Genomic DNA, 12,699 nt, shown 5'->3' on the forward strand with positions numbered 1-12,699 from the left:
GGAACCATTATGGCAGAACAAGAACGTATGGATATCGATCCACAAGAAACACGTGAGTGGCTTGATTCCTTAGAAACCTTATTCGACGCTGGTGGACCAGAACGTGCCCACTTTATTCTCGAAACGCTGATAGATAAAGCGCGTCGCAGCGGTGCGTATTTACCCTATGAAGCCACCACCGCATACTTAAACACCATCCCGGTTAGTCAAGAGCCGGTTATGCCTGGCGATCAAACCATAGAAAACCGAGTGCGTGCAGCCATTCGTTGGAACGCTTTGGCTATGGTATTGCGTGCGTCTAATAAAGAGCTTGAGCTGGGTGGTCATATTTCCACGTTTGCTTCTTCAGCAATGTTGTACGACGTTGGCTTTAACCACTTCTTCCGCGCGCCAGGCGAAGACGGTGGCGACTTCCTGTTTATTCAAGGCCATGGTTCGCCAGGTATTTATGCCCGTGCTTTCCTTGAAGGGCGCTTAACGGAAGAACAACTGAACAACTTCCGCCAGGAAATTGATGGTAATGGCCTTTCAAGCTACCCGCACCCACACTTAATGCCAGACTTCTGGCAGTTCCCAACCGTGTCCATGGGTTTGGGACCAATGCAAGCTATTTACACGGCCCGTTTCTTAAAGTACCTCACAGACCGTGGCATTAAGGACTGCTCGAAGCAGCGTGTTTACTGTTTCCTCGGTGACGGTGAAGTGGATGAGCCAGAAAGCTTAGGCGCTATTGGTTTGGCGAGCCGTGAAGGGCTCGACAACCTGACCTTTATTGTGAACTGTAACTTACAGCGCTTAGACGGTCCTGTGCGCGGAAACGGCAAAATTATCCAAGAGCTGGAAGGTACTTTCCGTGGCGCTGGCTGGGAAGTAATTAAGGTTATTTGGGGTCGCTATTGGGACCCATTGCTATACCGCGACACGGAAGGAAAGCTTGCTGAAATTATGCAAGAAAGCGTTGACGGTGAGTACCAGAACTATAAAGCCAAAGGTGGTGCGTACACGCGTGAACACTTCTTTGGTAAAACAGAAGAAACCAAAGCCATGGTGGCCAACCTGTCTGACGACGACATTTGGCGCTTAAACCGTGGCGGCCATGACCCTGTAAAAGTATACGCAGCCTACGATCGTGCGATTAACACGAAAGGACGTCCGCAAGTCATTCTTGCGAAAACCGTGAAAGGCTACGGTATGGGTGAAGCGGGTGAGGGTAAGAACGTTGCTCACGGCGTGAAAAACATGGACTTAGACGACATTAAGTATTTCCGTGACCGTTTCAATATTCCGATTTCTGACGAAGATATTGCGGATATTCCGTACTACCGCTTCCCAGAAGACAGCGAAGAAGCGAAGTACTTAAAAGAGCGTCGTGAAAAGCTAGGTGGCTTTATGCCACAGCGCCGCGCAAAAACGTCGGTGGAGCTTGAAACGCCTCCACTAAGCGCTTTTGACGCAGTGCTAAAAGGCTCAGGCGACCGTGAAATTTCAACCACCATGGCCTTTGTACGTGTTCTTACAGCCATGTTGCGTGACAAGAAAATTGGTAAGCGTGTGGTACCTATTATTCCAGACGAAGCCCGTACTTTTGGTATGGAAGGCTTGTTCCGTCAGGTAGGTATTTACTCGAGCCAAGGGCAAAAGTACACACCACAAGACGCCGACCTCGTTGCTTACTACCGCGAAGACAAGAAGGGTCAGGTACTTCAGGAAGGTATTAACGAGCTAGGCTCTATGGCTTCTTGGGTCGCTGCGGGTACCAGTTACTCCACGAACAACGAGCCGATGATACCTGTCTACATTTACTACTCCATGTTTGGGTTCCAGCGTGTGGGTGACTTAGTGTGGGCCGCCGGTGATAGCCATGCACGTGGTTTCTTAGTGGGCGGTACGGCAGGTAGAACCACCCTAAACGGTGAAGGCTTGCAGCACCAAGACGGCCACAGCCACTTACACTTTGGCACGGTGCCTAACTGTATTACATATGACCCAACCTACGGGTATGAAGTCGCCGTTATTGTACAAGACGGTATGCGCCGAATGTTTGCTGAACAAGAGAACGTGTTCTACTACATTACGGTGATGAACGAGAACTATAAGCAACCTGAAATGCCAGAGGGCGTTGAAGAAGGTATTCTGCGTGGTATTTACAAGCTAGACGAAGTGAAAGCGAGTAAAGCCAAAGGCCAGGTACGCTTAATGGGTTCGGGCACTATTTTACAGCAGGTACGTAAAGCGGCAGAAATTCTAAAAGACCAGTTTGGTATTTCTTCAACGGTCTTTAGCGCCACCTCGTTTAACGAATTGGCCCGCGACGGCTTGAACGTTGAGCGTGAAAACATGCTAAATCCAACGAAGAAAGAGAAAAAAGCCTACATTACGGGTGTGCTAGAACAAGGCGAAGGTCCAGTGATTGCAGCGACTGACTACATGAAGCTGTACGCAGACCAAGTACGCGCATGGGTGCCAGGTGCATACCGTGTGCTAGGTACCGACGGGTATGGCCGTTCTGACAGCCGTGAAAACCTGCGCCGTCACTTTGAAGTGAACGCAGAGTACATTGTGATTGCAGCGCTTGCAGAGCTTGCTAAAGCAGGCGACATAGACAAAAAAGTAGTGGCACAAGCTTTGAAAGACTTCAATATTGAAGTTGATAAACTGAACCCACTGTACGCGTAAGGAGCAAACGATGGCCGATGTAACAGAAGTCAAAGTTCCCGACGTTGGTGGGGACGAAGTAGAAGTAATTGAAGTACTGGTAAGTGCAGGCGACGACATTGAAGTGGAAGACGGCCTAGTAACGGTAGAAACCGACAAGGCGTCGATGGATATTCCTTCGCCCATTGCAGGAACCGTGAAAGAGCTAAAAGTTGCCGTAGGCGACAAGTTAAACCAAGGCGATTTACTCGCCTTGGTTGCCTCAGCCGCTGAAGCTGAAGAAGAAACTGCGGAAGAAGCCCCTGCGGAAGAACCAGAACAAGAAGAAAAGCCGGCTGAAGAGCCAGCAGCAGAGCCTGCACCTGCTGCGAAAAAGTCGGGTGGCACGGACGTTATTAGCATCGAAGTGCCCGACTTAGGGGAAGACGGCGATGTTGACGTCATTGAAGTGTTGGTAAGCGAAGGCGACAGCGTTGAAGTGGAAGACGGCTTAATTACCGTAGAAACGGATAAGGCCACCATGGATGTGCCCAGCACGCATGCGGGTGTGATTAAAAGCATGAGTGTGTCGGTGGGCGACAAAGTGCGCAAAGGCAGCAAGCTGGTTGAGCTAGAAATAACGCTTGAAGGTGAAGCGGAAGAAGCGCCGGCAGCGGAGAGTGCACCTAAGCAAGCGGCAGAGCCTGCTGCTGAGCGGGCAGCACCGCAACCAACGGAAGAGCGCCAACCACCGGTGCCAGACCACCCACTGGACAAAAAAGGCCCAAGTGGACAAGCGGCCCATGCTTCGCCAGCCGTTCGACGTTTAGCCCGTGAGTTTGGTGTTGACTTAGCCCAAGTGAAAGGCTCAGGTCCGAAAGAGCGCGTGTTAAAAGAAGACGTACAAAGCTATGTGAAGTATGAATTGTCACGTCCGAAAGCGTCGGCAGCGCCTATGTCGGGTGGTGCTGGTGGCTTGCAAGTCATTGCTCAGCCGAAGGTCGACTTTAGTAAGTTTGGTGAAATTGAAGAAGTACAGCTTACCCGTATTCAACGAATTTCTGGGCCGAACCTGCACAGAAACTGGGTCACTATTCCACATGTAACCCAATTCGACGAAGCAGACATTACCGAGCTTGAAGCCTTCCGCAAGTCCGAAAACGCACAGCTTGCAAAACGCAAGGCCGACGTGAAGTTCACGCCACTGGTCTTCATTATGAAAGCCGTAGCGAAAGCACTGCAAGAATACCCTGTGTTCAACTCGTCACTGAGTGAAGATGGTGAGCACCTGATCATGAAGAAGTACGTGCATATTGGAATTGCCGTAGACACGCCGAATGGTTTGGTGGTTCCGGTTATTCGCGATGTGGACAAGAAAGGCATTGTGGAGCTGTCCTACGAATTGACAGAAATGAGTGCAAAAGCTCGTGACGGTAAACTCAAAGTAACCGACATGCAGGGTGGCTGCTTCTCTATTTCGAGCTTGGGCGGCATTGGAGGTACAGCCTTTACACCTATCGTGAATGCACCTGAAGTTGCTATTCTTGGCGTTTCGAAAAGTGACATGAAGCCCGTATGGAATGGTAGCGAATTTGAGCCACGCTTAATGTTACCGTTGAGCCTGTCTTACGACCACCGAGTGATTGACGGTGCCGTAGCGGCGCGCTTCACTGTGTACTTGAGCCAAGTGCTTTCAGACATTCGCAAATTAATTTTGTAATAAAACTCAGCGCGTTTTCACAAGACGCGCTGCCTTTTTCTCGCTACAATAACTGCACGTAAAAACCAAGATATGCGGTTATTTGAACAGACAGAACCAAAACAGGGGTCAAAATGAGCAACGAAGTGAAAACACAGGTTGTTGTATTAGGTGGTGGTCCAGGCGGTTACTCAGCTGCATTCCGTGCTGCCGACTTAGGTTTAGATGTGGTCATTGTTGAGCGCTACAGCACCTTAGGTGGTGTGTGCTTGAACGTTGGGTGTATTCCGTCAAAAGCACTTTTACACGTCGCTAAAACCATCGAAGACTCAGCCACTATGGGAGCTGCAGGTGTAGAGTTTGGCAAGCCGAAAATTGACCTCGACAAAATTCGCGCCCACAAAGACAAGGTGATCAACCAGCTAACAGGTGGTTTATCGCAAATGTCGAAAATGCGTAAAGTCAAGGTTGTGAATGGTTTAGGTGAGTTTGTCAGCGCCAATGAACTGAAGGTAACGGGCGAAGAAGAAACCACAGTAAAGTTTGAGCACGCCATTATTGCTGCCGGTTCTCAGCCAGTGAAGCTACCATTTATTCCTCACGACGACGAGCGCATTTGGGACTCAACCGACGCTCTTGAGCTACCCTTTATTCCTAAGAAAATGCTTGTATTAGGTGGTGGTATTATCGGCCTTGAAATGGGCTGCGTATATAAAGCGCTTGGTGCTAGCCTGGACGTGGTTGAGTTTATGGACCAACTTATTCCAGCTGCCGACAAAGACATTATTCGTGTGTTCAACAAGTCAATGAAGTCGAAGTTCGACAACATTATGTTGGAAACCAAAGTGACCAAGGTAGAAGCCAAGAAAGACGGTATTCACGTTACTTTTGAAGGCAAGAAAGCACCTGCAGAGCCTGTGGTTTACGACGCAGTACTCGTTGCTGTTGGTCGTACTCCAAACGGGAATAAGCTAGGCGCTGACAAAGCCGGTGTGAAAGTAACAGACCGTGGCTTTATTGAAGTCGACAAACAAATGCGTACCAGCGTGAAAAACATTTTCGCTATTGGTGACATTGTCGGCCAGCCAATGCTTGCCCACAAAGCGGTTCACGAAGGCCACGTAGCTGCAGAAGTTATTGCGGGTAAGAAGCACTTCTTTGACCCGAAAGTGATTCCTTCCATTGCCTACACAGACCCAGAAGTGGCTTGGACAGGTGTAACGGAAAAAGAAGCGAAAGAGCAAGGCTTAAACTATGAAGCAGTGACCTTCCCATGGGCTGCCTCAGGCCGTGCCATTTCTTCAGGTGCTACCGACGGCTTTACCAAGCTGATTTTCGACAAAGACACAGACCGTGTGATTGGTGGTGCGCTTGTTGGTTCACACGCAGGTGAATTGCTTGGTGAAATCTCGCTCGCCATTGAAATGGGCAGCGACGCGGAAGATATCGCACTCACAGTTCATGCTCACCCGACCTTATACGAAACAATTGGTCAGGCGGCTGAGGTTTATGCCGGTTCAATTACCGACATTCCGAACAAAAAAGCAGTGAAAAAGAAGAAGTAATAGCTGCTTAAGTTGCTGATAAAAACCCTTGCTGCTCGCTGAGTGCAAGGGTTTTTTTGTGCCTGTTTTTTGTTCGCTGGTTGAAATTGAAGCTTCAAGCCCAATCTCTAAGTGATATAATCGTTTTTAATCTCTTATTCATACCTCAACCAAAGAAGTAGTCTGATGTCGAATGCGAATGTAACTCTAGCTGCACGTACGAAATTACCCACCCAATTTGCCGAGTTCGAGCTGGTCGGCTTTACCGATGCCACTGGGAAAGAGCATGTGGCGCTCGTGCTAGGTGAAGTGGACGATGGGGCCCCTGTGTTAGCGCGGGTACACTCTGAGTGTTTGACGGGCGACGCTTTGTTTAGCCAACGTTGTGACTGTGGCCCACAGCTCGAAGCCGCCATGCAAAAAATAGCCAATGAAGGGCGTGGCGTTATTGTGTATTTGCGACAAGAGGGGCGGGGTATTGGCCTGATCAATAAATTACGTGCATACGCCGAACAGGACAAAGGGCTAGACACAGTAGAAGCCAATGAAATATTGGGCTTTGCTGCGGACGCTCGAGAATATGACATTGCGGCGGCCATGTTTGCAGCCCTTGGGGTGCGCGAAGTACGGTTAATGACCAACAACCCGAAAAAACTAGAAGCGTTAAGCGAACTGGGTGTGCACGTGGTGGAACGTGTTGAGCACACCACCGAAGGTACACCGCATAATAAGCACTATTTAGCGACAAAAAGTGCGAAGTTCGGTCACTTATTCTAAGCTTTCTGGTCAGAGTAGCTAGAAGGGTTTACACTGATTTTCTTTCCAACAATAAGAACGAGGCAAGCTTCATGTTAAAAATTAAACTCGCAGCTGCAAGTGTCGCTATGGCGTTAAGCCTAGTTGGCTGTAGCCAAGAAACCAACACCAGCACACAGCAGGTGGCGCAAGAGCAGCAACAACTGACGTCGGGCTTGAACCTACAAGACTTCGACCGAAGTGTACGCCCGCAAGACGACCTTTTTATGTTCGTAAACGGTACTTGGTATGAAAATGTGGAAATTCCTTCCGATCGTCCACGTTTTGGTGCCTTTGACTTGTTGGCACAAGAAAACGAACGTCGTCTGCGGACTATTATAGAAACAGCTGCAGAGCAAGACGCAGAATTTGGTTCAAACAACCAAAAAATTGGCGACTTCTACAACAGCTTTATGGACGAAGCGCACATTGAAGAACTGGGCATGCAGCCCGTTGAAGCGACCCTTGCAAAAGTACAAGCGGTACAGAACCATGAAGAGCTCACCGCTTTGACGGCGACCTTGCGTCGTGACGGTGTGGGCATTCCGTTAAGCTTCTATGCCTATGCAGATGCCAAAAACCCTGACTTTTACGCGCTATACGTAGGGCAAGCGGGTTTAGGTTTACCAGACCGTGATTACTACTTCCGCGACAACGAAGCCTTTGAAAATAACCGCCAGGCTTATGTGAAGTATATAGCAGACATGTTAGCCGCATCAGGCCATGACAATGCAGAAGATGCAGCCAAGCGTATTTATGCTTTGGAAGAGTCGCTTGCAGAGCACCACTGGACGCGTGCCCAACGGCGTGACGCAGAAGCGTCTTACAATAAAATGACCGCTGAAGAATTCGACGCCTTACTGGGTGGCTTCAACTTTGCAGCCTTTGCCGAGCAGGCAGGTATTACCGCAGCTGAAGAGCTGATTGTGCGGACGCCTTCTTACTTTGAAGCCTTTGGTGCAATTTTCGAGGACGTAAGCATTGAAACCTGGAAAGACTACATGCACTTGCGTGTCATGTCGTCGGCGGCTTCACGTTTATCAAGCACCTTTGCAGACATTCAGTTCAACTTCTACTCAAAAACCTTGAACGGTATTCCTGAGCAGCAAGAGCGTTGGAAGCGTGCAGTACAAGCCACTAACGGTGCGTTAGGTGAGGTGTTAGGGCAAGAGTATGTGGCTCAGTACTTCCCACCAGAAGCCAAAGCGCGCATGGAAGAGCTCATTGACAATCTGATCATTGCATTTGAAGGCTCCATTAAAGAGCTAGACTGGATGACGCCAGACACGAAAGAAAAAGCCCTGGACAAGTTAAGCAAATTTACTCCTAAGGTAGGTTACCCGAATGTATGGCGTGACTATTCAGACCTTGAAGTGTTGCCAGGTGACTTATTCGGGAATAGCGTGCGCGTAGCAAACTTTAGCTACGACAGAAACATTGCCGACATTGGCCAGCCGGTTGACCGTGAGCGTTGGGGCATGAACCCGCAGCGAGTGAATGCTTACTACAGCCCAGTCAGTAATGAAATTGTGTTCCCGGCTGGTATTTTACAGCCACCATTCTTCGATATGAATGCGGAAGACGCCGTGAACTACGGTGGTATTGGTGCGGTTATTGGTCATGAAATTGGCCACGGCTTCGACGACCAAGGGTCACGCTACGACGGTGACGGTAACTTACGTAACTGGTGGACCGAGCAAGACCGTGAGCAGTTTGATGCTCGCACAGGCATGCTGGTAGAACAGTACAATCAGTTTGAACCCCTGCCAGGCCTGCATGTTGATGGCCAGGTGTCTCTTGGTGAAAACATCGGTGACCATGTGGGCTTAATTAGTGCCTACCGTGCTTATCAGCAGTCTCTTGACGGCCAGCCTTCGCCAGTAATGGACGGCTTCACCGGTGAGCAACGCCTGTTCTTAAGCTGGGCGCAGATTTGGAAAATTAAGTTCCGCGACGACGCCATGCGTGAGCAACTGGCTCGTGGTCCCCATGCGCCAGGTCAGTACCGTGCTTTAGGTGCGCCACGTAACATTCCAGGTTTCTACGAAGCCTTTGATGTGAAGCCTGGCGACGGCATGTACCTAGCGCCAGAAGACCGAGTGGTGCTTTGGTAATATGACCCTAGGTTCGGCACAGCCGCCCCTATAGGCAAAGTTGGATGAAAACCCCCGACTGTGAAAACAGCGGGGGTTTTGTTTTTTGAGCGGTCTGGGCATGGTTACAATGTTTGCAGGATTACCGCATAATACCCCCATGTATTTTTTGGCACAGATAATGAGTGAGCCTTTATGTCAAAGTCATTAGCAGAACAACTTCTTGGTGCTGGCTTGGTGGATGAAAAAAAAATCAAGAAAGCCCGCCAAGAAAAACGTAAGCAGAAGAAAAAAATTAAAAGTGGTCAAGCTGTGGAAGACACCAGCCAGCAAGAAGAGCTTGCACGGAAGCGAGAAGAGCAGCGTGAACGCGATCGCCAACTGAACCTTGAAAGGCAGGCGCAAGCGGATGAAAGAGCGCGTATGGCGCAAGTGCTGCAAATGCTGCAGCAAAGCCAACAGCCGACTGAAGGCGATATTCGCTTTAACTTTAACGACCCACGCAGCAACGTGATAAAAAGCCTGTATGTGGACGCGACCATGCAAAAGCACTTAGCCAATGGCAAGCTTGCTATTTGTGCCTATGAAGACAGCTACTTTGTGGTGCCCGTTCATGTGGCAGACAAAGTTGCGGAGCGTTATGCCGCGTCGGTTATTTTTATAGCTGACGACAGCCAGCAAGAGCCCGACGAGGACGACCCGTACAAAGACTATCAAATACCCGACGACTTAATGTGGTAATAAAAAAGGTGACGTTTTGAATAAAACGTCACCTTTTTATTATATTCCGTAGGTGTGGCACCGTCAGGCGATGCCTTCAACGTCATGCAATGCATGACCTACGGAACAATGCCTGAATTACTGGGTCATGGCATTTTCAATCATTCGCTTTAAGTAGTCGAAGTGGGCTACCAAAGCAAACTCAGAACGGCGCGGTGCGCGCATGGCTTTAATACGCTCAAGTTGAGCATAAGCAGCCGTACGGGCCACGTTGTCGTAAGACGACTCTTCCGCTAATCCTGTCATGTGAATTAACCGCTTCACGTACTCAACCTGAAGGTTCTGGCTGGTTGTTGTGAGGGTTTTCGCACTTGGGAAAATCGCATCTGTTAAGTCCGTCATGACAGCGTGGAGTGGATACTCGTTGCCATAACGGGTCGAGTCGGTAATACGTTTCACCGTTGCAGGGTGCATTAATTGGTTCAGCACGTTGCCCTGCATCATGAGTACCATGTCGTGGAACTTAGGATCTTCGTTATTTCCGTAGTGGTTAAAGCCACGGCGCTGGCGCTGCATATAAGCTAGCACAGGCTCCATTTGTTCAAGCACATTCGGGGCAAAAACAAAGTTCGCTAGGGTTTCCATGGCGTCTTTTTGCTTCGCAAGCGGCACAGGAGTGAAGGGCGCTTTATCAGAGCCTTGACCAACAGTTGCGCGTTCAACGTAAACACCGCCCACTTGGCGAGAAATTACACCGGCCTGACCGTAATATGTGCCGAATAAACGGCTGGCAAGGGTGGTGAGCTTCTGGTGCGAGTCACCGTCTTGGCGCGCGTCGTCGAGCAGGGTGCCAAAGGTCTTATTCACTACTTCAAAACGACCGCGGGCATAGGCCACAGGGTTCGACGACATATCGCCAATCATCACTTGTGGGTCAATATGACGACCGGGTGCACGCATATCGTCGGCGTCGTTACCGAAGGCTAAGCCGTGCTCGTGGGAGCGGCTTAAAATAGCTTCTAAACGCGCTTCCTCAGCGTCTGCGTCCTCTGCTGCAGGGCTGTAGCCATATTCAATGGCCCACTCGTCGTAAGGACCTACCACCCACTGATAATAGTCGCCTTGTTCATAACCTGGTGGCGCAATATTCACTGGCGCATAGTCCATGACAGAGCCTGTTAAGACCCCTTGAGTGAGCGCTTGGTTATGCACTTCTTCGTGGTCCCACAAAATAGAAGCTTTCATGTTGTGGTTTAGTCCAAGAGTATGGCCCACTTCGTGCAAGATCACGTGGATCATGCCTTGGCGTAGTAGCTCATTGTCGTCAATCGACTCAACCCCAAGCAAGCCAGCCATGGCGTTACCGGCTACGAGACCTTCATGCATCATGTAACCTTGGCTACAGTACACAGCGTCGTTTGCGCCTGTGTCGTGACGGTTAATACCGTTTGCGTCATATAACTCACCCTCTATCCAACGGTTTGTCATATAGACATATTCCATCATGATGTCGGCAGCAATAATTTGCCCGGTGAGTGGGTTTGCTAAAGACGGGCCATAGCCACCAAAAGGCGGGTTCGGTGACGAGGTCCAGCGAATGACGTTATAGCGTATGTCACCAGCATCCCAGTCGGCGTCGTCTGGTTGAATGCGTACTTCAATGGCATTGCTGAAGCCTGCTTTTTCAAAGGCCTTATTCCAACCAAGTACACCTTCTGTAATCACGTCGCGCCATTCCTCAGGCGTGGTATTCTCCAAGTAGAAAACAATGGGCTCGACAGGGTCGGAAATAGCGGCCGAAGGGTCTTTTTTCACTAAGTGCCAGCGGTTAATAATGTCGTTGTATGGGGCCCAGTCAGCCGACGTCATGTCGTCATATTGGCTACCAAAGTAACCGACGCGAGCGTCGTCACGGCGCGGCTGGAAGTCATTATCAGGCAGCTGTATAAAAGAGTGCTGCAGAGTAACAGAGGTAGAGCGTGCGTCAGCAACAGCTGGGCTAGCACCTACGGTTGGGTTCGGGTTATTGAAAACATAATTAACAACGACGTCAATGTTTTCCGGGTATACGCGGTCGTTGACAATGCGCGACTGGTCCTTTTTAAAGCCACCCACACTAAAGCCTTCTGAGCCTGGGCGGCTGTATGGAGAAACTTTATGCAGAGACTCACTTAAAAACAGGTCGTCGGCAGCAAAAACAATGCGGCCGTCTTCTTCATGTTTGATTTTTACACTGGCGAGCACCGAAGTACTCATGTTGGCATCAGCGGCACGGCTAAGCGCACTGTCTTCATTGAATTGATAACGAATCGGCTTTTGAATAATGTCGATCCGGTCGAAATAACGGCGGAACTCAATAATCTTTTCATCGCGATAGCTGCCACGGAAGTGGCCGGCCTCGAGTACACCGTCTGTTGAGAGAGCAAAATATAAGAAAGGCGTGTCGAGTTGTGACTCCTCGATGGACATCATAAGAGCGCCGTCTTCTTCATTGCGGTAAAGATTAAACAAACCTTCTTGCACCTGTAGGTCTTCAATGAGCGACGCATAGGTGACTTCCTCTTCTTTATTTTCTGGCTCGTCTGCAAGCATAGGCGAACTATAAGCAGTAAGCCCGAGCGCTAAAGCTACAGCAGCGCTCACGGTTATTTTTTTAAACATGAGGGTTCCTCGTAAGTTAGCAATACCGTTCGATTCTATACACACTTCAGACCTGTTGACAAAAAAAACCAGTATTAAAGTGTAACCAGACTTTGCATTAGTGCAGGGGAAGTGCTATTTATAGCCCGCTTAAATCAAATGGTGAAGTTGTAGGTATACAGAGACCTGTGAAAAAACTTTGGGTATGGTTCACATTATGCGCGCTCTTGCTGGCCCCCTTATCGGCGGGACAGGCCTTTAGCATGGACATGAACCAAGCCCATTCAGGCCACACCAGTCATTGTCCAATGCATGGGAAAACAGCCGAGCCCATGGCCATGCAGCATGACTGCTGTGATGGGCAAACCATGCCCGCCAGCCTGTTTGACCTGTGTGAAAGCATGGACTGTGAACAAAGCTGTACGCCTTGTTTTGCCACCAGTGTTGCCACGCTCGAAGGGCTTAGCTTTGCCGTACCGCTAGCTCTTGCCGGCGCACTATCTCCTTATCAATTCTCGTTGCAAGTGGTAGCGCCTTCGCTACACACACCACCGCCAAACGCAACCTAAACAAA

8 protein-coding genes are annotated in these 12,699 nt (G+C 49.6%); 7 read left to right on the top strand and 1 reads right to left on the bottom strand.

The features are described from left to right. Window positions 1–9: 9 nt before the first annotated feature. The 6 genes from aceE (at window position 10) to CWE15_RS05775 (ending at window position 9,506) form a co-directional block, all read left to right on the top strand. Complete coding sequence (aceE, locus tag CWE15_RS05750) at window positions 10–2,676, top strand: pyruvate dehydrogenase (acetyl-transferring), homodimeric type (RefSeq protein WP_126757122.1); 2,667 nt, start codon at window positions 10–12, stop codon at window positions 2,674–2,676. Between the two features lie 10 nt (window positions 2,677–2,686). After that, on the top strand, window positions 2,687–4,354 hold the full coding sequence (gene aceF / locus CWE15_RS05755; RefSeq protein ID WP_126757123.1) for a dihydrolipoyllysine-residue acetyltransferase: 1,668 nt from the start codon (window positions 2,687–2,689) through the stop codon (window positions 4,352–4,354). Between the two features lie 113 nt (window positions 4,355–4,467). Continuing rightward, window positions 4,468–5,898 (top strand): dihydrolipoyl dehydrogenase, encoded by a 1,431-nt coding sequence (lpdA, locus tag CWE15_RS05760; protein ID WP_126757124.1) that lies wholly within the window; start codon window positions 4,468–4,470, stop codon window positions 5,896–5,898. Between the two features lie 165 nt (window positions 5,899–6,063). Continuing rightward, entirely contained in the window at window positions 6,064–6,654 is a 591-nt protein-coding gene (gene ribA / locus CWE15_RS05765) for a GTP cyclohydrolase II (RefSeq protein WP_126757125.1), read from the top strand. Between the two features lie 71 nt (window positions 6,655–6,725). Further along, a complete protein-coding gene (locus CWE15_RS05770) occupies window positions 6,726–8,786 on the top strand; it encodes a M13 family metallopeptidase (RefSeq protein WP_126757126.1) in 2,061 nt (686 codons plus the stop codon). Between the two features lie 174 nt (window positions 8,787–8,960). After that, window positions 8,961–9,506 (top strand): DUF2058 domain-containing protein, encoded by a 546-nt coding sequence (locus CWE15_RS05775; protein WP_126757127.1) that lies wholly within the window; start codon window positions 8,961–8,963, stop codon window positions 9,504–9,506. 117 nt (window positions 9,507–9,623) lie between these two features. Here CWE15_RS05775 and CWE15_RS05780 read toward each other — a convergent pair whose 3' ends face one another. Continuing rightward, the gene (locus CWE15_RS05780; RefSeq protein ID WP_126757128.1) at window positions 9,624–12,146 is read right to left on the bottom strand and encodes a zinc-dependent metalloprotease; all 2,523 of its coding nucleotides are present in this window, start codon (window positions 12,144–12,146) and stop codon (window positions 9,624–9,626) included. Window positions 12,147–12,313: 167 nt separating this feature from the next. Here CWE15_RS05780 and CWE15_RS05785 point away from each other — a divergent pair, with 167 nt between their 5' ends. Continuing rightward, window positions 12,314–12,694, top strand: a complete 381-nt coding sequence (locus CWE15_RS05785) for a hypothetical protein (RefSeq protein ID WP_126757129.1) — start codon at window positions 12,314–12,316, stop codon at window positions 12,692–12,694. Window positions 12,695–12,699: the final 5 nt, after the last annotated feature.

Origin of the sequence: Aliidiomarina taiwanensis (genome assembly GCF_003987015.1) — a bacterium.
In the GTDB taxonomy this organism is placed as follows: Bacteria; Pseudomonadota; Gammaproteobacteria; order Enterobacterales; family Alteromonadaceae; genus Aliidiomarina; species Aliidiomarina taiwanensis.